We start from the raw sequence: 24,365 nt of genomic DNA on the forward strand, positions 1-24,365 counted from the left end.
CGGATCAGTAGGCACAGCGTCCGGCGAGGCGCCCAATCGCGCGCCTCCGGCACGACCGGACTCCGAGCCGGAGGCGAGGAGGTGGCATGAGTCGTATCGTGCTCGTGCTGGGATCGAGCGTGGGAGGCGTGGCCCGGCACGTGCGGATGCTCGCCGGCGGGCTGGTCACGCGGGGGCACCGTGTGCTGGTCGCGGGTCCCGGCAGCACCGAGGAGGTCTTCTCTTTCAGCGGCACCGGCGCGGGCTTCGCCGAGGTCGAGATCGCCGAGCGGCCGCACCCCGCGCACGACCTGCGGACCGCCCTGCGCCTGCGCGGGCTCGCCCGCGGCGCCGACGTCGTCCACGCCCACGGCCTGCGGGCCGGCGCGCTGGCCGCCCTCGCTCTCACCGGGTCGCGGGGGTGGCCGCGTCTCGTGGTCACCCTGCACAACGCGGTCACGGCGGGCGGCGCGATCGGCGCGGTCTACCGGCTGCTGGAACGGATCGTCGCCCGGCGTGCGGACCGGGTTCTGGCCATCTCGCCCGACGTCGCGGAGCGCATGAGGGCCAGGGGCGCCCGGGGAGTGGACCTCGCGGTGGTGCCCGCGCCGCCGCTGGCCGAACCCGCTCGCCCGGCCGAGGACGTGCGGGCCGAGATCGCCGCCCGGCTGTCCGGCGGGGCGGACGTGCCGCAGGCCGCGCAGGAGCGGCCGATCCTGCTCACCGTCGCCCGGCTCGCCCAGCAGAAGGGCCTGGAGACACTGCTCGACGCGGCGGCCGGGCCGTACAAGGGGGACCCGGTCTTCGTGATCGCGGGCGACGGGCCGCTGCGCAAGGAACTGCAGGCCCGCGTCGAGGCCGAGGAACTGCCCGTGGTCCTGTACGGCTGGGCCGAGCCGGCCGACCTGCTCCAGGTCGCGACGGCGGTGATCGTGCCCAGCAGATGGGAAGGGCAGCCACTGAGCGTCCAGGAGGCGCTGCGGGCGGGCAGGCCGATCATCGCGACCCGGGTGGGCGGCGTGCCCGGGATGGTGGGCGAGGCGGCCCTGCTGGTGCCGCCGCAGGACCCCGGCGCGCTGAGCCGGGAGATCGGCCGCCTGCTCGGCGATCCCGCCCTGGCCGCCCGCCTGGCGGAGGCGTCCGTACGGCGTGGCCGCGAGCTGCCCGACGAGGACGCGGCGCTGCGAGCGGTGCTCGCGGCGTACGGGCTCGCCTCGTAGCGGCGGGGTTGGCGCGAGGGTGCCACCACCCTTTCGCGCCGGTGACACAAGACCGGCGGCCTGGTGAGCCGTCGCGCGTTCCTGCGGACGAGCGCCGAGGTTCCGGCAAGGATTAGGCGAGGCTAAGTCTGATCCATATACTGGACGGGTTGGGGGGGAGTATCCCTTCGCGGCGGTCCCGTCATCACGGTGTCAGCACCCGGGGCCGTCGGTCCGCCGTGCGCGTACGGGCGGGAGAGACCTCCGGCAGTGTGTTCAGCGCGCGCCGGAGGTAGTCGTGGTACATGCGCCCCTGTGGTTGTGGGCCCTGGTCATCGTGGGTCTTCTTGTCGTGGTCGCCGTCGACCTGTTGATCGTCGATCGGGGTGAACCACGCGAGTTCTCAATGCGGCAGGCCGGCATCTGGGTGGGCTTCTACGTCTGCCTGGCCGTGCTGTTCGGCATCGGGTTGACGGTTTGGGCCGGTCCCGGGACAGGTGGCGAGTTCTTCGCGGGCTATCTGACGGAATACAGCCTCAGCGTCGACAACCTGTTCGTCTTCTACATCATCATGACCCGCTTCGGGGTCCCTCGGATCTACCAGCACAAGGTCCTGCTGGTCGGCATCGTCCTGGCGCTCGTCATGCGCGGGATCTTCATCGCCATCGGGGCCGCCGCGCTGAGCCGCTTCGGCTGGCTGCTGTACGCGTTCGGCGTCTTCCTCATCTACACGGCGTACACGCTGATCAGGGACCACAACAAGGAGGACGAGGAGTTCAACGAGAACATCCTCCTGCGCTGGGCCCGGCGGGTCTTCCCGACCACCCCCGACTACGTCGGCTCCCGGGTGAGCGTGCGCGTGGACGGCAAGCGCATGGTGACGCCCATGCTGATCGTGATGATCGCCATCGGCACCACGGATCTGCTGTTCGCCCTCGATTCGATCCCGGCCATCTTCGGCCTCACGAAGGCGGCCTTCATCGTGTTCTCCGCGAACGCGTTCGCCCTGATGGGACTGCGTCAGCTCTACTTCCTGCTCGGCGGATTGCTGCAGCGGCTGGTCTACATCAGCTACGGATTGGCGTTCATCCTCGGTTTCATCGGGGTTAAGCTGATTCTTGAAGCACTTCACGAGAACGAGGTCTCCTGGGCTCCTCAGATCCCCATCTGGGTGTCGCTGGCGGTCATCGGCGTGACCATGGCCGTGACCACCGTCGCCAGTCTCATCAAGGCTCGCCGCGACGACAGGACCATTACTCCGGCGGAAGCCTCTCAGACGGAGGCGTCTCAAGCGGAGGCGTCTCAGGCGGAAGCCCCGCAGGGCTAGCGAACCGGGCACTCGACCCTGTTTGCTTGTTCTCGTTGTGCCACGCATTGACTGCCGGATCGGTAATATCGATCGTTAGCTCGCATGCCGCTCCATAGTCGCCAGAAGAGTACAAAGGTCATCTGTGTCCAACGAATCGTTGCCCCGCGGCCCTGAATCCGGGCTCGCGGGAAGTGCCCGGGGCCGAGTCAGGCTCGCACGCGGGGTGTCCCCGTGGCTGGCTCCGACCGCCGCGGCGGCGGCCGTCACCGCCGTCCTCACCCGCAGGTCGCCCCGTTGGGCGCTGGCCGCGGCGCCGCTCGCCGCACTCACCGGCGGGATGCTGTGGTTCTTCCGCGATCCCGAGCGCGCGCCCGGCGAGGGCAGGCTCATCTCACCCGCCGACGGCGTCGTGCAGAGCATCGACCCGTGGCCGGACGGCCGCACCCGGGTCGCGATCTTCATGAGCCCGCTGAACGTGCACGTGAACCGGGCGCCCGCGGCCGGCACGGTCACCTCGGTCGAGCACGTGCCCGGCGGCTTCGTGCCCGCGTTCAACAAGGACAGCGACAAGAACGAGCGTGTCGTCTGGCATTTCGACACCGCGATCGGGGACATCGAGATGGTGCAGATCGCCGGCGCCGTCGCGCGTCGCATCGTGCCGTACCTGTTCGCGGGCGCGAAGGTCGTCCAGGGCGAGCGGGTCGGCCTGATCCGTTTCGGCTCCCGGGTGGACCTCTACCTGCCCGAGGGCATCAGGCCGGCGGTCACCGTCGGCACCCGGACCGTCGCGGGGGTGACGCGCCTTGACCACGTCTGACCTCGGAGCCGAAGCCTCCTGGCCTGTGGAGGAGGTGGCCGAGGAGCCGCGCGGGCCCGTCGGCAAGGCCTTCCGCCTGTCGGCCGCCGACTCCCTCTCGCTCGGCAACGCCCTCAGCGGGTTCCTCGCCGTCTGCGTGCTCGCCTGGTCGGCGATCAGCGACCTGCAGGCCAGCGGCAAGTTCGCCCCCGACCCGCGCTTCTTCGGCACGGCCGTGGTGCTGCTGCTCATCGGCGCGACCTGTGACCTGTTCGACGGCCTGGTGGCCAGGAAGTTCCGCGCGTCCGCGATGGGCGCCGAGCTGGACAACCTCGCCGACGTGATCAGCTTCGGCTTCGCGCCCGCCTTCATGGTGATGATCTGGGCCGGCTTCTCCGGCAAGCTCCCACTGTGGCTGGTGCTGTGCGCGGCCGGGTCCGTCCTGCTCGCCGGCGTCGTACGGCTGGCCCGTTTCGCCTGCGTGAAGACCAAGAGCGGCGACTTCATGGGCCTGCCGATCCCGATGGGCGCAATGACCGTGGTGTCGATCGTGCTGCTCTTCCAGCCGAACTACGTCACGCTCGCCGCCATCTTCGCCGTGGCCTGGCTTATGGTCAGCCGGATCGAATACCCCAAGCCGAAGGGCAACCTGGCCGCCGTCGTGCTGGCCTGGATGCTGATCAACGTGGCCTGCCTGACGATCTGGGCGGCCGGTCTCGCGGGCGGCGACCAGCTCATCAAGGTGGGCGCCACCATGCAGATCGCGATCGTGTCCGCCATTCCGCTTCGCGTTCTCATGTTCAAACAGCAGCAGCGCAGGGAACGACGCTCGGAGAACGCGGGCTGACGTCGTCGCACGAACAGGGCCCCGGTCGGCTGGGGCCCGCCACCTTGGGCCCGGCCAATCACTGGAGAAAACGCCTAGTCCAATGGAGCCCTGGTCGCCATGCCTCGTGAGCACACTCGGACGTACTTCCTCGGCAAACTGGCCCGGGAGCTTGAACTGCGGGGGCTGGAGGCGTCGCTGCGCCCCGACCCGCCCTCGCTGAAGGTCCGCGACCCGGACGCGGCGCTGTTCACCGAGACCGTGGACTGCGTCGCGATGTCGGACGGCTGGTTCTACCGCTGGTCCTGGGGCGACGTGGTGGAGAGCGCGGAGGAGCCCGCTCTCGCGGCCGACCGCATCGTGAAGGTGTTCACCACCGGCGAGCCCCGGCCGCACCCTGCCCTTGGCGACGCCTGACGGGTCGACCCTGCCCTTGGCGACGCCTGACTGGGCTCTCGGCGACGCCCGACCGGTTCAGTCCGTCACAGCCGGATCCACTCCGTCGCCGTGGTGACCTTGTCCAGGACGTCCGGGACGGGGTCCACGCCCAGCCCCGGGCCGTCCGGCACGTCGAGGTGCCCGCCGTCCAGTTCGAACGGCGGGGTCACGTCGGTGTGGAAGTAGCGCCGGGAGGCGGAGGTGTCGCCCGGGAGCGTGAAGCCGGGCAGCGCGGCCAGCGCGACGTTGGCCGCCCGCCCGATCCCGGTCTCCAGCATGCCGCCGCACCACACCGCGACGCCGTGGGCGCGGCACAGGTCGTGGATGCGCCGGGCCTCCAGGTAACCGCCCACTCTGCCGGGCTTGATGTTGACCACCGAGCACGCGCCGAGGCTGATCGCCGCCGCCGCGTGGGCGGCCGACTCGATGGACTCGTCGAGGCAGATCGGCGTGCGGATCGACCGGGCGAGCCGGGCGTGCTGCACGAGGTCGTCGTCGGCCAGCGGCTGCTCGATCAGCAGAAGGTCGAAGTCGTCAAGCCGGGCCAGATGACGGGCGTCCGCGAGCGTGTAGGCCGCGTTGGCGTCCACCTGGAGCAGCAGGTCCTCCCCGAACCGCTCGCGGACCGCGCGGACCGGCGTCACGTCCCACCCCGGCCCGATCTTCAGCTTGACGCGTACGTAGCCCTCCTCGACGTACGCCCCGACGGTGTCGAGCAGTTCGGCCACCGAGCCCATGATCCCGACCGAGACGCCGCAGGGGACGCGGTCACGGGTGGCGCCGAGGTAGCGGGCGAAGGACTCGCCGGTGATCCGGAGCGACGCGTCGAGCACCGCGGCCTCCAGCGCCGCCTTGGCCATCCGGTGGCCCTTGAACGGCGCGAGGGCGGGACCGACGGCCTGCGGATTCAGCTCGAGGGGAAGCGCGGGGATCAGGAAACGCCGCAGCACGTCGGCCGCACCGTCCACGTACTCGGAGGAGTACAGCGGCTCGGACATCGCCACGCACTCGCCCCAGCCCTCGGCCTCCGGCGTCACCACCCGCACCAGCAGGACGTCGCGGGTGGTCTCGGTGCCGAACGACGTCCGGAACGGCGCGACGAGCGGCATCGCGATCCGGCGCAGTTCGATTCCAGTGATCTCCATGAGGTGCCCGGGCTCCAGGGGAAGGACGGCTTGCGCGACCACTATACGGAGGTTCCCTGGAGGTCCTCAGAGCACCAGCCCGAGCAGGAGGACGCAGCAGAACGACACCACCGAGATGATCGCCTCCATGATCGACCAGCTCTTGACGGTCTCGCCGACGGACATCCCGAGGTACTCCTTGACCAGCCAGAACCCGGCGTCGTTCACGTGGGAGAAGAACAGGGACCCGGCGCCGATGGCGAGCACGAGCAGGGCGACGTGGGCGGGGGAGAGCCCGGCCGCCAGCGGGGCGGCGATCCCGGCGGCGGAGATCGTGGCGACGGTGGCGGAACCGGTGGCGAGACGGATTCCGACGGCGATCAGCCAGCCGAGCACGAGCACGGGCACGCTCGCGCTCTGCGCGGCCTCGCCGATGACCCTGCCGACGCCCGAGTCGACCAGGGTCTGCTTGAATCCTCCGCCCGCGCCGACGATGAGCAGGATCCCGGCGATCGGCGGCAGCGAGTCGGCGATCGCCGAGGAGATCCGGGCCCGGCCGAAGCCCGCGGCGCGGCCCAGCGTGAACATCGCCACGATCACCCCGATCAGCAGGGCGATGAGGGGAGTGCCGAGGACCTCGAACACGGTGCGCACCGCGTGGTCCTTCGGCAGGACGATCTCCGCGACGGCCCGGCCCAGCATCAGCACGACCGGCAGCAGGATCGTGGCCACCGTGACACCGAACCCCGGCCGGGGGCGGTCCGCCTCTCCCGGTGCCGTGTTCTCAGACTCCTGGGTCTGCTCGCGTTCGAGGCGCTCGGGCGGCGCCGGCCGCACCCAGCGGGCGGCGAACCTGGCGAACAGCGGGCCGGAGACGATCACGGTCGGGATCGCCACCAGTAGCCCCAGCCCGAGCGTGAGCCCGAGGTCCGCCTTGAGCGTGTCGATCGCGACCAGCGGTCCGGGATGCGGGGGCACCAGGCCGTGCAGGACGGACAGGCTCGCCAGTGCGGGGACCGCGATCAGCAGCAGCGGACGGCCACTGCGCCGGGCCACCAGCAGGATGACGGGGATCAGCAGGACCAGCCCGATCTCGAAGAACATCGGCAGTCCGATGAGCACCGCGATCAGGGTCATCGCCCACGGCAGGGCCCGGTCGCCGCTGCGGCGCAGGATGCCGTCCACGATCTCCTCGGCCCCGCCCGAGTCGGCCAGCAGCTTGCCGAGCATCGCCCCGAGAGCGATGAGCACGCCGACGCCGGCCACGGTCGAGCCGAGCCCGGCGGAGAAGCTGTCGATCAGCTTCTCGGGGGCCATGCCGGCCACCAGGCCGAGCACGCCCGAGCCGAGCGCGAGGGCGAGGAACGGGTGGGTCCGCAGCCTCGTGATCAGCAGCACGATGACCGCGATGCCGGCCAGGGCGGCCACGATGAGACGGGTGTCATGGCCGCTCCATGCGGCCGCGCTCGCGAGAGGGGTGGTCACGAGGGGGGTCATCCGGGGGCTCCTCCGACGGTCCGTGCGGTAGCCGCTGCCCCGCAGGAGCCCCCCGAATCACGCAGAACCGGGTCACGCGCCCCGGCCTGAACTTGACTGGGGAACCGGGGCGCGGGGACGAGCCAGAGTCCCGCCGCGGGACGCCGGCCGTCCGGGCGTACGTCAGGTGTACGTCACCAGCCGCGGGCCTTCCACTCGGGGAGGTGCGGCCGCTCGGCGCCGAGGGTGGTGTCCCTGCCGTGGCCGGGATAGACCCACGTCTCGTCCGGCAGACGGTCGAAGATCCGTTCCACCACGTCCGTGAACAGCTGCTCGAACCGCGCCGGGTCCTTCTGCGTGTTCCCGACGCCGCCGGGGAACAGGGAGTCGCCGGTGAACAGGTGGCGATCCTGGTAGAGCAGCGCGATCGAGCCGGGGGTGTGGCCGCGCAGATGGATGACGTCCAGCGTCACCACGCCGACCGTCACCCGGTCGCCGTGCTCGACCTCCCTGGTGATCTCCACGGGGAGCTCGGGGGCGTCGAGAGGGTGCGCGACGGTCTGCGCGCCGGTGGCCCGGGCCACATCCTCCAGGGCTCCCCAGTGGTCGGGGTGCCGGTGAGTGGTCACGATCGAGCTGATCGGCATGTCGCCGATGAAATCGAGCAGCCGGTCGGGCTCGGCCGCCGCGTCGATCAGCAGCCCGTCGCCGGTCTCGGCGCACCGGAGCAGGTACGCGTTGTTGCCGAAGTCGCCGACTTCGATTTTCGAGATCGTCAGCCCGGGGACTTCGCGTACGTCGGCGGGTCCGCCCTTGGTGACGTTTCCGGTATAGGTCATGATCGTTCCTCTCTAGTTCCCGGCGGGCGGCCAGGACGACGGCGGCTCGGCGGGCAGCCCCGCCGGGGACGGCTTCGGCCAGGGCGGCGGGGACGGCAGCCTCCCGGTCTGCCGGAGATGCGTCTGCGGTGAGGCGAGCCGCAGGCCCGCGCCGTCGGTCCTGCCCGCGAGCCAGGCGAGCAGCTCGCGCGGCGTCCCCTCCACGGCCGGGCCGTCGCCGAGGCCGGTCCACGTCCTCAGGACCTCGCCGGTGCCCGGGTCGCGGGCGACGACCTCGCCCACCGGGCTCTCGTCGCCGAGCCAGAGCATCGTGTCGTACAGCTCTCGTCTCACGTACGTCTCGGGCCAGTCGGCCCATCCGTAGCCTGCCCCGAGGTCGGCGTGGTGCACCTCGACCTCCCTGAGCCGGCGGATCGGGACGTACCAGGCGGGGTGCTCGGGCGGGTTCATGCCCGAGACCGGCGCGGTCCACGCGTCGGCGGGCATCTGCCTGACCGCCGCCGCGAACCGCTCCGCGCTGTCGCGCAGGTCGGCGAGCTGTTCACCGGCCGGGCGGCCGGCGCCCGCCTCGATGCCGGCCTCGCGGGCCCGCGCCGACGCGTACTGCGGGGTGCGCACTCCTGTGCGCGCCCAGTCCAGCAGGTTGACGTAGCTGTCGGCGTTGCGGGCGACGTGCGTGAGCACGTGTCCCCTCGTCCACCCGGGCAGCAGGGACGGTGCGCGGAGATCCTCGTCGGTGAGGCGGGCGGCGGTCGCCAGCAGGCGCTCGGTCGCCTCGGCAAGCTCCCGCGCGATCTCGTCGATAACGGACATGGCAAGAATCATGGACCCTGGAGTCCCCGGCCGCCGTCCCCGTGACCGCGCGGGAAGAGGAGGGCGCCGCCGGCGGTTGTATGAGCAGGGGTTTCGCGCGGATGCCGGGCACGGGTTTGACGAAGCTCATACCCTGGTTCACGGAGCGTGTCCCACGGAAGCACGCGGGGCCGCCCCCTCCGGCCGCCGGACGATGCCCCCCGAAATTGTCGGTGGCTCTGGATAGCCTGCCCGTGCACCTCCATTCACCTCATCGACCTATCGGGACCACCGTGGCTGACCGCCTGATCGTGCGTGGCGCACGCGAACACAACCTGAAGGACGTCTCGCTCGACCTTCCGCGAGACGCTCTGATCGTCTTCACCGGGCTCTCGGGCTCCGGCAAGTCCAGCCTGGCCTTCGACACGATCTTCGCCGAGGGACAGCGGCGGTACGTGGAGTCCCTGTCCGCGTACGCCCGGCAGTTCCTGGGTCAGATGGACAAGCCCGACGTGGACTTCATCGAGGGCCTTTCCCCGGCCGTCTCCATCGACCAGAAGTCCACCAGCCGCAACCCCCGCTCGACCGTCGGCACGATCACCGAGGTCTACGACTACCTGCGTCTGCTCTGGGCGCGCATCGGCAAGCCGCACTGCCCGCAGTGCGCACGCCCCATCGCCCGCCAGACGCCGCAGCAGATCGTCGACCGTGTGCTCGAACTGGAGGAGGGCACCCGATTCCAGGTGCTCGCCCCGATCATCCGCGGCCGCAAGGGCGAGTACGCCGAGTTGTTCCGCGAGCTGCAGACCAAGGGCTACGCCCGCGCCCGCGTGGACGGCACGATCGTGCGGCTGGAGGAGCCGCCCACCCTCAAGAAGTACGAGAAGCACGACATCGAGGTGATCGTCGACCGGCTGTCGGTCAAGGAGAGCGCGCGGCGCAGGCTCACCGACTCCGTGGAGACCGCGCTGCAGCTGTCCGGCGGCACGATCACGCTCGACTTCGTCGACCTTCCGGACGACGACCCCAACCGTGAGCGCTTCTACTCCGAGCACCTCTACTGCCCCTACGACGACCTGTCGTTCGAGGAGCTGGAGCCCCGGTCGTTCTCGTTCAACTCGCCCTTCGGCGCCTGCCCCGAGTGCACCGGCCTCGGCACCCGCATGGAGGTCGACCCCGACCTCCTCGTACCCGACCCCGAGCGCACGCTCGGCGACGGCGCGATCAGCCCGTGGGCGAACGGCCACACCAGCGACTACTTCGTGCGGCTGCTGGAGGCGCTGGGCAACGCGCTCGGCTTCGACCTGGACACCCCGTGGGAGCGGCTGTCGAAGAAGGCGCAGAAGGCGATCCTGCACGGCCACGACGAGCAGGTCCACATCCGCTACAGCAACCGGTACGGCAGGCAGCGGTCCTACTACACCGAGTTCGAGGGCGTGATCCCCTGGGTCCAGCGCCGGCACGCCGAGTCGGAGAGCGACGCCAGCCGGGAGCGGTTCGAGGGCTTCATGCGCGAGGTGCCCTGCCCGGCCTGCAAGGGCCGCCGCCTCAAGCCGGTCTCGCTCGCCGTGACCGTCGGGGACGCCTCGATCGCCGAGGTCTCGGCGATGTCGATCGCCGACTGCGCCAAGTTCCTGTCCGGCCTGCGGCTGTCCGAGCGCGACATGCACATCGCGGAGCGGGTGGTCAAGGAGATCAACGCCCGGCTGGGCTTCCTGCTCGACGTCGGCCTCGACTACCTGACGCTCGACCGCGCCGCCGGCACGCTGGCGGGTGGCGAGGCGCAGCGGATCCGGCTGGCGACCCAGATCGGCTCCGGCCTTGTCGGCGTGCTGTACGTGCTGGACGAGCCGTCCATCGGCCTGCACCAGCGGGACAACCAGCGCCTGCTGGAGACGCTGATCCGGCTGCGCGACATGGGCAACACGCTGATCGTCGTCGAGCACGACGAGGACACGATCGCCGCCGCGGACTGGGTGGTCGACATCGGCCCCGGCGCGGGCGAGCACGGCGGCCAGGTCGTCGTGTCCGGCACCGTGCAGGACCTGCTCGCCAGCGAGGAGTCGCTGACCGGCGCGTACCTGTCGGGCCGCAAGGCGATCATCGTGCCGGAGATCCGGCGCCCGCGGGACAAGAAGCGGCAGCTCGTCGTGAAGGGCGCCCGTGAGCACAACCTGAAGGGGGTGGACGTCGAGTTCCCGCTCGGCGTCTTCACCGCGGTCACCGGCGTCTCGGGGTCCGGCAAGTCGACGCTGGTCAACGACATCCTCTACGCCGCGCTGGCCAAGGAGCTGAACGGCGCGAAGACCGTGCCCGGACGGCACTCCCGGGTCGTCGGCACCGACCTGGTGGACAAGGTCGTCCACGTCGACCAGTCGCCGATCGGCCGCACGCCGAGGTCCAATCCGGCCACGTACACGGGCGTCTTCGACCACGTGCGCAAGCTGTTCGCGGCCACGACCGAGGCGAAGGTCCGCGGTTACCTGCAGGGCCGGTTCAGCTTCAACGTCAAGGGCGGGCGCTGCGAGGCGTGCTCCGGCGACGGCACCATCAAGATCGAGATGAACTTCCTGCCGGACGTCTACGTCCCCTGTGAGGTCTGCCACGGCGCCCGGTACAACCGGGAGACGCTGGAGGTCCACTACAAGGGCAAGACGATCGCCGAGGTCCTCGACATGCCGATCGAGGAGGCACTGGAGTTCTTCGAGGCGATCCCCGCCATCCGCCGCCACCTGCAGACCCTCAACGACGTCGGTCTCGGTTATGTACGGCTGGGCCAGCCCGCGACCACGCTGTCCGGCGGCGAGGCGCAGCGGGTGAAGCTCGCCTCCGAGCTGCAGCGGCGCTCGACCGGCCGCACGGTGTACGTGCTGGACGAGCCCACCACCGGCCTGCACTTCGAGGACATCAGGCGGCTTCTCGGCGTGCTCAACCGGCTCGTGGACGCCGGCAACACGGTGATCGTGATCGAGCACAACCTCGACGTCATCAAGACCGCCGACTGGATCGTCGACATGGGGCCCGAGGGCGGGTCCGGCGGCGGCAGGGTCATCGCCGCCGGCACGCCCGAGGAGGTCGCCCGGGTCGAGGAGAGCCACACCGGCGCGTTCCTCCGCAAGATCCTGGGCGTATGAGTATTCGTCTCATGATTTCTCCCTACTGTTCTCCTTCCGACCGCATCACTCTGAACCGGCCACGGGGTGATGGCCGTACCTGAGGACACACAGGGTGACGCGTCGCGCAGGGGAAGGACCCGGGGCCGTGGACGTCCCGGGCCGCCGCATCAGGGAAGGATGAGCATGACGGATACGACACGCCGGACCGTGATCTTCGGCGCCGGAGGCGCCGGGCTGGCCGTGGCGCTGAGCGCGTGCGGCGCCTCCGACGGGGACGACACGACGGCGTCGGCGGGCCAGGACGGGTCCCAGAGCGACCAGTCTCAGGCGGCACAGGGCGGGGGCGAGCTCGCGAAGACCGCCGACATTCCCGAGGGCGGCGGCAAGGTCTTCAAGGACAAGGACGTCGTCGTCACGCAGCCGGCGTCCGGCGAGTTCAAGGCGTTCAGCGCGACCTGCACCCACCAGGGCTGCCCGGTCGCCAGCGTCTCGAACAACGAGATCGTCTGCCCGTGTCACGGCAGCAAGTTCAGCGCCAAGGACGGCTCCGTGACCAACGGCCCGGCGACCAAGCCGCTCGCCGAGAAGAAGATCACGGTGAGCGGCGACAGCATCACCCTCGCCTGACGGGGAGCTGCCGGGCCTGCTGTTCTGGCAGGCCCGGCGCCTCGGCCGAGCGGGACGGCCTGCAGCGGCGGTCGCTCGCCCGCGCGCGGGCGACACGATCGTCGTGCACACGCTCGATCGCCTTGGCCGCACGCCTTGGCCGCACGCCTTGGCCGCAACTTGCGCGAGGTCCTCAACTCGTGCAGGAACCGGCCGACCGCGGCCTGAACATCACGCCGGCGGCCGGGCGAGTTTGGCGGCCACGGCGTCGAGGACCCAGTCCAGGCCGGTCGCGAAGGACACCTCGGCATCCACCTCCGTGCCGTCGTGCACGAACCTGGCCAGCGCCGGGAAGCGGCCCGTGGCCAGCATCCTCATCACATGCGGTCCGGAGGCGCGCTGCCAGTCGCGCTCGGACAGGCCCGTGGCACGCTCGGCCCGCAGGTTCGCGATCTCGCGCCTGATCGCGCCGGTGAAGTAGGCGCTGACGGTCTCCACAGCACGCATGACGGTCTCGAGGTCGGCGAGGCCGTCGAAGGCGGCCAGCGTGGCCTCGGTCACGGCGAGGGCGTTCGGGCCCAGGGCCGGACGGCCGCCGAGCAGGTCGGCCAGCCATTCGTGACGGCGGGTGGCCTGCCTGGTGCGGTGGGCGAGGACGCGCAGCACCTCCCGCCAGTCGCCGGGCTGCTCCTCGGGGAGGATCTCGGCGTACACCTCGTCCACCATGAGGTCGAACAGCTCCTCCTTGGTGGAGATGTATCCGTACAGCCGCATCGGGCCGACGTCCAGCCGGGCGGCGACCTTGCGCAACGACACCGCCTCCAGCCCGCCCTCGTCGGCCAGCGCGATGGCGGCGGCGACGATTCGCTCCCGATCGAGCGGTGCTGGGCGAGCCGGCGGCTCCGGCCGGTCCCACACAGTCATGCATGCATCGTACTGGTTGCGATACACCGTCTTAGAAAAATACAGTGTATAGATATGAGACATCGTATCGCCGTGATCGGGGGCGGCCCCGCCGGCCTTACCTTCGCGCGCGTCCTGCACCGCCACGATCACCCTGTCACCGTCCTCGAACGCGATCCCGCCCCCGACGCCCGTCCCCCGGGCGGCGCGCTGGACCTGCACGAAAAGCTGGGCCAGCTCGCGCTGGGCAAGGCGGGGCTGCTGGCGGAGTTCCAGGCGCTGTCCCGCCCCGAGGGGCAGGCCATGCGCATCCTGGACCCGGACGGGACCGTCCTCCGCGACTGGCGACCCCGTGCGGATGACCGGGCCAATCCCGAGATCGACCGTGGACAACTCCGTGACCTGCTGCTCGGCCCCCTGGACGTTCAGTGGGGGCGGAGTGTGACCGAGGTGGTGCCGGGGACCCGGGACGGCGTGCTGGTCCGTTTCGCGGACGGGCGACAGGAGACGTTCGATCTTGTGGTCGGCGCGGACGGCGCCTGGTCCCGGGTTCGCCCGGCAGTCTCGTCCGCGACGCCGCACTACACCGGCGTCACCGCGGTCGAGACCTCCCTGGACGACGTCGACACCCGCCACCCCGACCTCGCCCGGCTGATCGGCGACGGTGCCATGGCTGTGTACGGCGTGAACCGCAATCTCGTCGCCCAGCGCAACAGCGGCGGCCACGTCAAGGTGTACGCCCAGTTCCGCGCGCCGCGGGACTGGCACACGAACCTGGACCGGCATATGGGCCTGAACCGGCGTGCGGGCCTGGACGCAGGACTGGATCTCGCCGACGTCGAGGCCGTGCGATCAAGCCTGCTGGCCCTGTTCGACGGCTGGGCCGCTCCCGTCCTCGACCTCCTCCGCCACGGCACCGCTTTCGTCCACCGCCCCCTCTATGTCCTGCCCGTGCCCCACACCTGGACCCACGTCCCCGGGGTGACGCTGCTGGGCGACGCCGCCCACCTGATGCCTCCATTGGGAGTGGGCGCGAACCTCGCGATGCTGGAAGGCGCCGAACTCGCCGAGTCCGTCGTCGCCGCCCCCGGCCCTGGCGATCTGGACGAGGCCGTCCTCGCTTTCGAGGAGCAGATGTGGGCACGGGCCGGCAGGTGGGCGAAGATCACGATGGCCGGTCTGGAACGGCTCGTGAGCCCGGACCCCACCCAAGCCCTCGCCCTCTTCGAGGAAGTCCAGCCATCCTGATCTGTCAAGCGCGGCAGCACCGGCAGCCGCTCGCCACGGCTTCACGGGGCAGCGCGGCACCGCCGCGGTTCCTTCCGGAAGATCCACCGCCCGCCGCCTGCTGCTGAACGGGGGCACCTGCACCAGCGGATCGGCGTACGGGTTCCGTTCCCTGGCCGGTCCACGGCAGGGTTCTCGCTCCCCACGTCTTTGATCTACAGCGTAAAGGCCAGTTCGTCTTCCATCGCCGTCAGGGCGACGGGAATGTCGGCGGGGGCCAGTAGTCTTTGGGTGTGGCGGATCCGGCAACCTATCGACCGGCGCCCGGTTCGATTCCTGAGTCGCCAGGCGTCTATCGCTTCCGCGACCCGGGCGGCCGGGTGATCTATGTGGGCAAGGCGAAGAGCCTGCGGCAGCGGCTCAACTCGTACTTCGCGGACTTCGCCGGCCTGCACCCGCGGACGCAGACCATGCTGACGACCGCGGCGTCCGTGGACTGGACGGTGGTCGGCACCGAGGTCGAGGCGCTCCAGCTCGAATACTCCTGGATCAAGGAGTTCGACCCCCGGTTCAACGTCAAGTACCGCGACGACAAGTCGTACCCGTACCTGGCCGTGACGATGGGGGAGGACTTCCCCCGGGTGCAGGTGATGCGCGGGGCCAAGAGGAAGGGAACCCGCTACTTCGGCCCCTACTCGCACGCCTGGGCCATCCGGGAGACCGTCGACCTGCTGCTGCGCGTCTTCCCCGTACGGACGTGCTCGGCGGGGGTCTTCAAGCGGGCGGGCCAGATCGGACGTCCTTGCCTGCTGGGATACATCGACAAGTGCTCCGCGCCCTGCGTCGGCCGGGTCACCCCCGAGGAGCACCGCGCCCTCGCCGAGGACTTCTGCGACTTCATGGCCGGCAACACCGGCCGCTTCATCAAGCGGCTGGAGCGCGAGATGCGCGAGGCCGCGGCCGTGGAGGAGTACGAGCGGGCCGCGCGGCTGCGCGACGACATCCAGGCGCTGCAACGGGCCCTCGAGAAGCAGACGGTCGTGCTCGGCGACGGCACCGACTGCGACGTGATCGCCCTCGCCGAGGACCCGCTCGAGGCGGCGGTCCAGGTCTTCTACGTGCGCGGCGGCCGGATCCGCGGGCAGCGCGGCTGGGTGGTCGACAAGGTCGAGGAGGCCACTCCCGGCGAGCTGGTGGAGCAGTTCCTGCTCCAGATGTACGGCGAGGCCGCGATCCCTCGCGAGATCCTCGTGCCGGCGCAGCCCCCGGACGAGGCCGCGCTGATCGAGCTGCTGAGCGAGCAGCGAGGTTCCCGCGTCGACCTGCGCGTTCCCCAGCGCGGCGACAAGAAGAGCCTCATGGAGACCGTGGAGCGCAACGCCAAGGAGTCGCTCGCCCAGCACAAGCTGCGCCGCGCGAGCGACCTGACCACGCGCAGCCGGGCCTTGCAGGAGATCGCGGACGCCCTCGACCTCGACCAGGCGCCGCTGCGCATCGAGTGTTACGACGTGTCGCACATCCAGGGCGAGAACGTCGTGGCCTCGATGGTGGTCTTCGAGGACGGCCTGGCCCGCAAGAGCGAATACCGCCGCTTCTCCATCAGGACCGCGGAAGGCGACGTCGCCTCGATATACGAGGTCATCTGCCGGCGGTTCAAGCGCTACCTGGAGGAGCGGGCGGCGACGGGCGAGCTGGACGCGGGGACGGACGACGCGGCAGCGCACGACGGAGCGGCGCACGACGGGGCGGCGCACGACGCCGACGGGTACGACGCGGACGGGTACGACGCGGTCGGCCGCGGCGGCGCGGGGACTCCGATCGACCCGGAGACCGGCCGCCCCCGCAAGTTCGCCTACCCGCCCAACCTGGTGGTGGTGGACGGCGGCCCGGCGCAGGCGGCGGCCGCCCAGCGCGCCCTGGACGAGCTCGGGATCGACGACATCGCGGTGTGCGGGCTGGCCAAGCGGCTGGAGGAGGTCTGGTTGCCCGGCGACGACCAGCCGGTGATCCTGCCGCGCAGCAGCGAGGGCCTCTACCTGTTACAGCGCGTCCGCGACGAAGCACACAGGTTCGCCATCACCTACCATCGGACGAAGAGGTCGAAATCGCTCAAGGAGAGCGCGCTCGACCACGTGCCGGGCCTGGGCCCGGCACGCCGTCAGGCCCTTCTGCGGCACTTCGGCTCGGTGAAGCGGCTGCGGGAGGCGAGCGCGGAGGAGATCCGCGAGGTCCCCGGCATCGGCCGTGCGACCGCCGAGGCCATCGTCGCGGCGCTGCGCGGTGAGAGCCCGTCCCCCGCGGGGCAGGGGTCGTGAGGTGCCCGCGCGAGCACCGCGGCATGTCCCGCCCCGGGGAGGGCGCCGTGGGAGTCGCCCGGCGTGGCGGTGGCGTGATCAGGTGAAGAGGTGTCATGCTCCGGCACCAGAGGGTCCCTCCCATGGGGAGCGGGCCCGGTCCCCGCGGGGCGGGTCGGCCATCCCGGCGTGGGCGGCGGACGGCGACGGGGCTGACGTTGGGCGAGCTGACATGGGCGGCAAGGCGGTGAGCGGGCGATGAGCACGACTGAGCCGGCATTCGTGGTGATCACCGGAATGTCGGGGGCGGGGCGCAGCACCGCCGCGAAGGCTCTGGAGGACCTCGGCTGGTTCGTGATCGACAACTTGCCGCCGGGGCTGCTGTCCTCGCTCGCCGAGGAGGCGGGCCGGGTGAACATGGCGACCGACCGCGTCGCGGCCGTGGTCGACGTGCGCAGCCTCGCCTTCACCACCGACCTGAACGCGGCGATCGAGGAACTCGACGGGCGCGGCGTCGGCGTCCGGGTGGTGTTCCTTGAGGCGAGCGACGAGGAACTGGTCCGCAGGTTCGAGAACGTCCGGCGTCCCCACCCCCTCCAGGGCGACGGGCGGCTCGTCGACGGGATCGACCGCGAGCGCGGCATCCTGCGCGAGGTCCGCGCCAACGCCGACCTCGTCATCGACACGTCCCTGCTGAACGTGCACGAGCTGCGCAAGAAGATCGTGTCGTTCTTCGGCGGCGAGGACCGGCCGGGTCTCAAGGTCAACGTCGTCTCCTTCGGCTACAAGTACGGCCTGCCGGTCGACGCCGACCTCGTCGTGGACTGCCGGTTCCTGCCCAACCCCCACTGGGTGCCGGAACTGCGGCCCATGAACGGGCTCGACGCGCCCGTGCGCGACTACGTGCTCAGCCAGCCCGGGGCCAAGGAGTTCCTCGACGGATACGAGGAGGTCTTCGGCGTCGTGGCCGCCGGATACACGCGCGAGGGCAAGGGCTACGCCACCCTCGCCGTGGGCTGCACCGGAGGCAAGCACCGCAGCGTCGCGATGGCCGAGCAACTCGGCGCCCGCCTGCGCGAGCGCGGCATGGACGTCCAGGTCAGCCACAGGGACACGGGCCGCGAGTGACGGCCCCCGCCCGGGCCGCCCGCGGGCCCGCGGGCGGAACCTCGTACGGCGAGCCCCGGCGGGCGCCGGGGCCGGGCCGATCAGCACGACATGAGCGCCACGGCTCCGCAGAGCGGTGCTCGTGGCGAGGCGAGGAGGACGATGAAGGACCCCGCCCCCGAACCCGCGGACCCCTCCGTCCCCGATCATCCCCGGAAGTCCCCAACCCCCGGCAGCCCGATGCTTCCCCCGCACCCCGCGACCGCCGCGAGCGGCCCGAAGGTCGTCGCGCTCGGCGGCGGCCACGGCCTGTACGCCTCCCTGTCGGCCCTCAGGACCGTCACGGACGACCTGACGGCCGTGGTGACGGTCGCCGACGACGGCGGCTCCAGCGGGCGCCTCAGGCGCGAACTGGGGGTCCTGCCGCCCGGTGACCTGCGGATGGCGCTCGCGGCCCTGTGCGGTGACGACGAGTGGGGCCAGACCTGGAGCGAGGTCGTCCAGCACCGTTTCAGAAGCGAGGGCGAACTGCACGGCCATGCCGTCGGCAACCTCCTCATCGTCGCACTCTGGGAGCTGCTGGAGGACCCCGTCGTCGGCCTGGAGTGGGTGGGCCGGCTGCTCGGCGCGCACGGCCGGGTGCTGCCCATGGCCTCGGTGCCGCTCGACATCCAGGCGGAGGTCGAGCTGGACGGGACGATCACGACGGTGCGCGGGCAGGTCGCCTGCGCGCTGACGCCCGGGCTGGTGCGCTCGATCTCGCTGCTGCCGTCCGACCCGCCCGCCTGCCCCCAGGCGATCGAGGCGATCGAGACGGCCGACTGGGTGGTGTTCGGGCCGGGCTCGTGGTTCACCAGCGTGCTGCCGCATCTCAAGGTGCCCGAGCTCGCCCGGGCGCTGCACGAGACGAGCGCCAGGCGGCTGGTGATCCTCAACCTCGCGCCGCAGGCGGGGGAGACCGACGGCTTCTCGCCGGAACGGCACCTGGAGGTGCTCAGGGAGCACGCCCCCGCGCTGGTCGTCGACGCGGTGATCGCGGACGGCGGTGTGGTCGCGGACCCGAGGGCGCTGGAGAAGGCGGCCTGGTCGATGGGCGGCCGAGTCGTTTTGGCCGATGTGGCCGCCTCTGACGGATCTGCACGGCACGACGGACCACGTCTTGCCGCTGTCCTGGATGAGATTTTCCGTGAGAAGCGGTGATTGCGTGCTCGCAAGGTGCGAGAGACTGACGGGCAGAGTCTGTCTGGGGGAGGACACGAGCTGATGGCCATGACGGGTGTGGTGAAAGACGAGCTGAGCCGCCTTCCGGTGCTCAAGCCCTGCTGCCGCAAGGCGGAGGTCTCGACGCTGCTGCGGTTCGCCAGCGGGCTGCACCTGGTGGGCGGGCGCATCGTGATCGAGGCCGAGCTCGACACCAACGCCACCGCCCGCAGGCTGATCAAGGACATCGGCGAGGTCTTCGGCCACAAGGCCGAGGTGCTGGTCCTGGCCCCCGCGGGACTGCGCAAGGGCTCGCGCTACGTCGTGCGCGTCTACAAGGACGGCGAGGCGCTGGCCCGGCAGACCGGCCTGATCGACAACCACGGGCGTCCGGTGCGGGGGCTGCCCCGGCAGGTCGTCTCCGGGGCCACCTGCGACGCCGAGGCGGCCTGGCGGGGCGCGTTCCTCGCGCACGGCTCGCTGACCGAGCCCGGCCGGTCGATGTCACTGGAGGTGACCTGTCCCGGGCCGGAGGCGGCGCTGGCCCTGGTCGGCTCGGCCAGGCGGCTCAAGATCCACGCCAAGGCCCGCGAGGTGCGCGGCGTCGACCGCGTGGTCGTGCGCGACGGCGACGCGATCAGCGCGCTGCTGACCCGGCTCGGCGCCCACGACAGCGTGCTGGCCTGGGAGGAGCGGCGGATGCGCCGCGAGGTGCGGGCCACCGCCAACCGCCTGGCCAACTTCGACGACGCCAACCTGCGCAGGTCGGCCAGGGCGGCCGTCGCCGCCGGGGCGCGGGTGCAGCGGGCGCTGGAGATCCTCGGTGACGACGCCCCCGAGCACCTGGTGATCGCCGGCCGGCTGCGGGTCGAGCACAAGCAGGCGTCCCTGGAGGAACTCGGCCAGATCGCCGACCCGCCGCTGACCAAGGACGCCATCGCCGGGCGCATCCGGCGCCTGCTCGCGATGGCCGACAAGCGCGCCCAGGACCTCGGCATCGCCAACACCGAGGCCAACCTCACCGCCGACATGCTGGCGCAGTAGCGACGCCTTCGACGTTCCTTCCCCGGGTCCGTCTCGGCCGCCGGGACGGTCCGCCATGCCGCCCTCGCGCCGTCCGGCCGGGCGTCCGCTGGCGCCCGGGCGAGGGCCGCGCGGAAGGGGTGGGTCGGGGTCGCCGTCGTGCGGAAAGGGCCCGCTCACCGGCTCGTCCGGCCTGACACGCCGTCAAAGCGTGGCCCGGTGGTCTACACCAATTTGGGTCCGATAAGGTCTGTCATTGAGGTTTAACACAGCCCTGGCGCCGGTACTCCGGCGCACGACGTACGAGGAGATCGGATCCGTGAGCATCCGCGTAGGCGTCAACGGCTTCGGCCGTATCGGCCGCAACTTCTGGCGCGCTGTGGCGGCCAGCGGCAAGGACATCGAGGTCGTCGCCGTCAACGACCTCACCGACAACGCCACGCTGGCCCACCTGCTGAAGTACGACAGCATCCTGGGCCGCCTGCCGTACGAGGTGAAGGCCTCGGCGGACGAGATCACCGTTGACGGCAAGGCGATCAAGGCGTTCGCCGAGCGCGACCCCGCCAAGCTGCCCTGGGGCGACCTCGGCGTGGACGTCGTCGTCGAGTCGACCGGTCTGTTCACCGACGCCACCAAGGCCAAGGTGCACGCCGACAACGGCGCGAAGAAGGTCATCATCTCCGCTCCGGCGAAGAACGAAGACGTGACGATCGTCATGGGCGTGAACCACGACAAGTACGACCCGGCCGCTCACACGATCATCTCCAACGCCTCCTGCACCACCAACTGCCTGGCCCCGATGGCCAAGGTCATCAACGACACCTTCGGCATCGAGAAGGGTCTGATGACCACCATCCACGCCTACACGCAGGACCAGAACCTGCAGGACGGCCCGCACAAGGACCTGCGCCGCGCCCGCGCCGCCGCGCTGAACATCGTCCCGACCTCCACCGGTGCCGCCAAGGCCATCGGCCTGGTCCTGCCGGAGCTGAAGGGCAAGCTCGACGGCTACGCGCTGCGCGTGCCGATCCCGACGGGCTCGGCCACCGACCTCACGGTCGAGGTCGGCCGCGAGACCACCGTCGAGGAGGTCAACGCCGCGCTCAAGGCCGCCGCCGAGGGCCCGCTGAAGGGCTACCTCAGCTACACCGAGGACGAGATCGTCTCCAGCGACATCGTCACCGACCCGTCGTCCTGCATCTTCGACGCCGGCCTCACCAAGGTCATCGGCAACCAGGTCAAGGTCGTCGGCTGGTACGACAACGAGTGGGGCTACTCCAACCGCCTCGTGGACCTCATCGAGTACGTGGGCGCCTCCCTCTGATGATCGGAATCGACGAGCTCGACGTGAAGGGCCGGCGCGTGTTCGTGCGCGCCGACCTCAACGTCCCCCTCGACGGGGAGACGATCACCGACGACGGCCGCATCCGGGCGTCGGTGCCGACGATCAGAAAGCTGATCGAGCGCGGCGCGAAGGTCGTCGTCGCCGCCCACCTCGGCCGCCCCAAGGGCTCCGTCACGCCGAAGTACTCGCTCGCCCCGGTCTCCCGGCGGCTGGCCGAGCTGCTCGGCGAGGACGTGGCGTTCGCCACCGACGTGGTCGGGGAGTCCGCGCAGAGCGTGGTGGCGGGCCTGCAGGACGGGCAGGTCGCCCTTCTGGAGAACCTGCGCTTCGAGCCGGGTGAGGAGTCCAAGGACGACGCGGTCAGGGGCGAGTTCGCCGACAAGCTGGCCGCCCTCGCCGAGCTCTACGTCGGCGACGGCTTCGGCGCGGTGCACCGCAAGCACGCCAGCGTCTACGACCTGCCCAAGCGGCTGCCGCACGCGGCGGGCGATCTGGTCCTCGCCGAGGTCGAGGTGCTGCGCAAGCTCACCGAGGACACGGCCAGGCCGTACGTCGTCGTGCTGGGCGGCGCGAAGGTCTCCGACAAGCTCGGCGTGATCGCGAACCTGCTGTCCAAGGTGGACCGCCTGCTCATCGGCGGCGGCATGGCCTACACGTTCCTGAAGTCGCAGGGCCACGAGGTGGGCAAGTCGCTGCTGCAGGAGGACCAGATCGACCAGGTCAAGGGTTTCCTCGACGAGGCGGCCTCCCGCGGGGTCGAGCTGGTGCTGCCGGTGGACGTGCTGGCCGCCACGGAGTTCGGCGCCGACGCGCCGTACGAGGTCGTGGACGCCACCGCGATCCCGGCCGACCGCGAGGGCCTGGACATCGGCCCCCGCACCCGGGAACTGTTCGCCTCGAAGCTGGCCGACGCCCAGACCGTGTTCTGGAACGGCCCGATGGGCGTCTTCGAGTTCGACGCGTTCTCCGGCGGCACCCGCGCGGTGGCCGAGGCGCTGGTGAGCTCCAAGGCGTTCACCGTGGTCGGCGGCGGCGACTCGGCGGCGGCCGTGCGCAGGCTCGGCCTGCCCGAGGACGGCTTCTCGCACATTTCCACCGGTGGCGGCGCGAGCCTCGAGTACCTCGAAGGCAAGACGCTGCCCGGACTCGCGGCGCTGGAGGAGTAGATGGCCCGCAAGCCGCTGTTCGCCGGCAACTGGAAGATGAACCTCAACCACCTCGAGGCCATCAACCTGGTGCAGAAGCTGGCGTTCACACTGACCGACCGCGACTACGACAAGGCGGACGTCGCGGTCATCCCGCCGTTCACCGACCTGCGCAGCGTGCAGACGCTCGTGGACGCCGACAAGCTCCGCATCGTCTACGGCGCCCAGGACCTGTCGGCGCAGGACTCCGGGGCGTACACCGGGGAGATCTCCGGGGCCATGCTGGGCAAGCTCGGCTGCACGTACGTGCTGGTGGGGCACTCGGAGCGGCGGCAGTACCACGGCGAGGACGAGGCGCTGTGCAACGCCAAGGTCAAGGCCGCCTACCGGCACTCGCTGACGCCCATCCTGTGCGTCGGCGAGGGGCTGCCGGTGCGCCAGGAGGGCCGCCACGTCGAGCACACGCTGGCGCAGCTCGACGGCGCTCTGGAGGGCGTGCCCGCCGAGCAGGCGAAGTCCATCGTGATCGCGTACGAGCCGGTCTGGGCGATCGGCACCGGTGAGGTCGCCACGCCGAAGGACGCCCAGGAGGTGTGCGGCGCCATCAGGACGCGACTCGCCGAGCTTTACGGTGCCGATGTGGCCTCTGTTGTCCGTATCCTTTACGGTGGCTCGGTGAAGTCGGACAACGTCGCCGGCATCATGGCGGAGGCCGACATCGACGGCGCCCTCGTGGGAGGGGCCAGCCTCGACGCGGGAGAATTCGCCAAGATCTGCCGATTTGGCGAGACCGCCGGCTAGCTGAGCCGTTTGGGGGGTGCGACTTGACATCAGGACGTACCCTCAAAGAACACAATTGAATCGTCACGCCGATGGCATCGTGCACAACGCGTCGTGCACGCCCGGACATAGGAACAGGTCTACGGTGACAATCGGAATCTCCATCGCCCTCATCCTGTCGAGCGCTCTGATGGTGCTGCTCGTCCTGCTCCACAAGGGCAAGGGCGGCGGCCTGTCCGACCTGTTCGGAGGCGGGTTCTCGTCCTCCTTCGGCGGTTCGTCGGTGGTGGAGCGTAACCTGGACCGTCTCACCATCATCACCGGCATCGTCTGGTTCGTCTGCATCATCGCGCTGGGCCTGCTGCTCAAGCCGTAGCGGACGGCCTCCGGCCACGCGTGACAGAGATTCACCTCCCCCCGTCCGCGGGGCGATCGAGCAAGGAGTTCATCGGTGGGTAGTGGCAACGCGATCCGTGGCAGCCGAGTCGGCGCCGGCCCCATGGGAGAGGCCGAACGCGGCGAGGCCGCCCCCCGTGTGCGGGTCTCGTTCTGGTGTGCGAACATGCACGAGACGCGCCCGAGCTTCGCCAGCGACGCGGCCGTCCCCGAGTTCTGGGACTGCCCGCGGTGCGGACTGCCGGCCGGGCAGGACCAGTCGAACCCGCCTGCTCCGCCGAAGAACGAGCCGTACAAGACGCACCTCGCGTATGTGAAGGAGCGCCGTAGCGACAAGGACGGCGCGCAGATCCTCGCCGAGGCGCTGGAGCGGCTGCGCTCCTCCTCCCGCCCGATCTACTGATCCGGACGCCCGATCTACTGATCCGGACGACAGTGCAGGCCC

22 protein-coding genes are annotated in these 24,365 nt (G+C 70.7%); 17 read left to right on the plus strand and 5 right to left on the minus strand.

From position 1 onward, the window contains the following. The first annotated feature begins 86 nt into the window (after positions 1–86). From IL992_RS28620 to IL992_RS28640, 5 genes are all read left to right on the plus strand, one after another. Positions 87–1,199: a glycosyltransferase family 4 protein gene (locus tag IL992_RS28620; protein ID WP_193206487.1), complete on the plus strand. Its 1,113-nt coding sequence runs from the start codon at positions 87–89 to the stop codon at positions 1,197–1,199. A 277-nt stretch (positions 1,200–1,476) separates the two neighbouring features. Continuing rightward, positions 1,477–2,505: a TerC family protein gene (locus IL992_RS28625; RefSeq protein ID WP_193206488.1), complete on the plus strand. Its 1,029-nt coding sequence runs from the start codon at positions 1,477–1,479 to the stop codon at positions 2,503–2,505. A gap of 139 nt (positions 2,506–2,644) precedes the next feature. Next, the gene (locus tag IL992_RS28630; RefSeq protein WP_193206636.1) at positions 2,645–3,304 is read left to right on the plus strand and encodes a phosphatidylserine decarboxylase; all 660 of its coding nucleotides are present in this window, start codon (positions 2,645–2,647) and stop codon (positions 3,302–3,304) included. Further along, positions 3,291–4,130, plus strand: a complete 840-nt coding sequence (gene pssA / locus IL992_RS28635; protein WP_193206489.1) for a CDP-diacylglycerol--serine O-phosphatidyltransferase — start codon at positions 3,291–3,293, stop codon at positions 4,128–4,130. The genes IL992_RS28630 and pssA overlap by 14 nt, the downstream gene beginning before the upstream one ends. A gap of 99 nt (positions 4,131–4,229) precedes the next feature. Next, complete coding sequence (locus IL992_RS28640; RefSeq protein WP_030507339.1) at positions 4,230–4,526, plus strand: hypothetical protein; 297 nt, start codon at positions 4,230–4,232, stop codon at positions 4,524–4,526. A 65-nt stretch (positions 4,527–4,591) separates the two neighbouring features. Here the strand turns inward: IL992_RS28640 and menC are convergent, their stop codons facing one another. The 4 genes from menC to IL992_RS28660 form a co-directional block, all read right to left on the minus strand. Beyond that, complete coding sequence (gene menC, locus IL992_RS28645; RefSeq protein WP_193206490.1) at positions 4,592–5,692, minus strand: o-succinylbenzoate synthase; 1,101 nt, start codon at positions 5,690–5,692, stop codon at positions 4,592–4,594. Between the two features lie 66 nt (positions 5,693–5,758). Beyond that, positions 5,759–7,168, minus strand: a complete 1,410-nt coding sequence (locus IL992_RS28650) for a GntT/GntP/DsdX family permease (RefSeq protein ID WP_193206491.1) — start codon at positions 7,166–7,168, stop codon at positions 5,759–5,761. 173 nt (positions 7,169–7,341) lie between these two features. Continuing rightward, positions 7,342–7,986 (minus strand): MBL fold metallo-hydrolase, encoded by a 645-nt coding sequence (locus IL992_RS28655; RefSeq protein ID WP_193206492.1) that lies wholly within the window; start codon positions 7,984–7,986, stop codon positions 7,342–7,344. 12 nt (positions 7,987–7,998) lie between these two features. Beyond that, on the minus strand, positions 7,999–8,799 hold the full coding sequence (locus IL992_RS28660) for a maleylpyruvate isomerase family mycothiol-dependent enzyme (RefSeq protein ID WP_193206493.1): 801 nt from the start codon (positions 8,797–8,799) through the stop codon (positions 7,999–8,001). Positions 8,800–9,071: 272 nt separating this feature from the next. Between IL992_RS28660 and uvrA the strand changes: the two genes are divergently transcribed. Then, positions 9,072–11,912: an excinuclease ABC subunit UvrA gene (gene uvrA, locus IL992_RS28665; protein ID WP_193206494.1), complete on the plus strand. Its 2,841-nt coding sequence runs from the start codon at positions 9,072–9,074 to the stop codon at positions 11,910–11,912. A 165-nt stretch (positions 11,913–12,077) separates the two neighbouring features. Further along, complete coding sequence (locus tag IL992_RS28670; RefSeq protein ID WP_193206495.1) at positions 12,078–12,521, plus strand: Rieske (2Fe-2S) protein; 444 nt, start codon at positions 12,078–12,080, stop codon at positions 12,519–12,521. 210 nt (positions 12,522–12,731) lie between these two features. Here the strand turns inward: IL992_RS28670 and IL992_RS28675 are convergent, their stop codons facing one another. Then, positions 12,732–13,424: a TetR/AcrR family transcriptional regulator gene (locus IL992_RS28675; protein WP_193206496.1), complete on the minus strand. Its 693-nt coding sequence runs from the start codon at positions 13,422–13,424 to the stop codon at positions 12,732–12,734. A gap of 54 nt (positions 13,425–13,478) precedes the next feature. Between IL992_RS28675 and IL992_RS28680 the strand changes: the two genes are divergently transcribed. The 10 genes from IL992_RS28680 (at position 13,479) to IL992_RS28725 (ending at position 24,323) form a co-directional block, all read left to right on the plus strand. Then, positions 13,479–14,651 carry an FAD-dependent oxidoreductase gene (locus IL992_RS28680; RefSeq protein WP_193206497.1) on the plus strand — a complete coding sequence of 391 codons (1,173 nt, stop codon included), beginning with the start codon at positions 13,479–13,481 and terminating at the stop codon, positions 14,649–14,651. 272 nt (positions 14,652–14,923) lie between these two features. After that, positions 14,924–16,945 (plus strand): excinuclease ABC subunit UvrC, encoded by a 2,022-nt coding sequence (uvrC, locus tag IL992_RS28685; RefSeq protein WP_193206498.1) that lies wholly within the window; start codon positions 14,924–14,926, stop codon positions 16,943–16,945. 237 nt (positions 16,946–17,182) lie between these two features. After that, the gene (gene rapZ / locus IL992_RS28690) at positions 17,183–18,052 is read left to right on the plus strand and encodes an RNase adapter RapZ (RefSeq protein WP_079319418.1); all 870 of its coding nucleotides are present in this window, start codon (positions 17,183–17,185) and stop codon (positions 18,050–18,052) included. Positions 18,053–18,271: 219 nt separating this feature from the next. Further along, entirely contained in the window at positions 18,272–19,231 is a 960-nt protein-coding gene (locus IL992_RS28695) for a gluconeogenesis factor YvcK family protein (RefSeq protein WP_193206637.1), read from the plus strand. A gap of 63 nt (positions 19,232–19,294) precedes the next feature. Continuing rightward, positions 19,295–20,275, plus strand: a complete 981-nt coding sequence (gene whiA, locus IL992_RS28700) for a DNA-binding protein WhiA (protein ID WP_079319876.1) — start codon at positions 19,295–19,297, stop codon at positions 20,273–20,275. 298 nt (positions 20,276–20,573) lie between these two features. Then, positions 20,574–21,578, plus strand: coding sequence for a type I glyceraldehyde-3-phosphate dehydrogenase (gene gap, locus IL992_RS28705; RefSeq protein ID WP_169985998.1), 1,005 nt, complete (start codon positions 20,574–20,576; stop codon positions 21,576–21,578). Then, positions 21,578–22,765: a phosphoglycerate kinase gene (locus IL992_RS28710; RefSeq protein WP_193206499.1), complete on the plus strand. Its 1,188-nt coding sequence runs from the start codon at positions 21,578–21,580 to the stop codon at positions 22,763–22,765. The genes gap and IL992_RS28710 overlap by 1 nt, the downstream gene beginning before the upstream one ends. Further along, positions 22,766–23,545: a triose-phosphate isomerase gene (tpiA, locus tag IL992_RS28715; protein WP_193206500.1), complete on the plus strand. Its 780-nt coding sequence runs from the start codon at positions 22,766–22,768 to the stop codon at positions 23,543–23,545. Between the two features lie 124 nt (positions 23,546–23,669). Beyond that, positions 23,670–23,900, plus strand: a complete 231-nt coding sequence (gene secG / locus IL992_RS28720) for a preprotein translocase subunit SecG (RefSeq protein WP_076441471.1) — start codon at positions 23,670–23,672, stop codon at positions 23,898–23,900. Between the two features lie 75 nt (positions 23,901–23,975). After that, positions 23,976–24,323, plus strand: coding sequence for an RNA polymerase-binding protein RbpA (locus tag IL992_RS28725; RefSeq protein WP_079319880.1), 348 nt, complete (start codon positions 23,976–23,978; stop codon positions 24,321–24,323). Positions 24,324–24,365 lie beyond the last annotated feature (42 nt).

Source organism: Microbispora sitophila (genome assembly GCF_014892245.1).
In the GTDB taxonomy this organism is placed as follows: domain Bacteria; phylum Actinomycetota; class Actinomycetes; order Streptosporangiales; family Streptosporangiaceae; genus Microbispora; species Microbispora siamensis.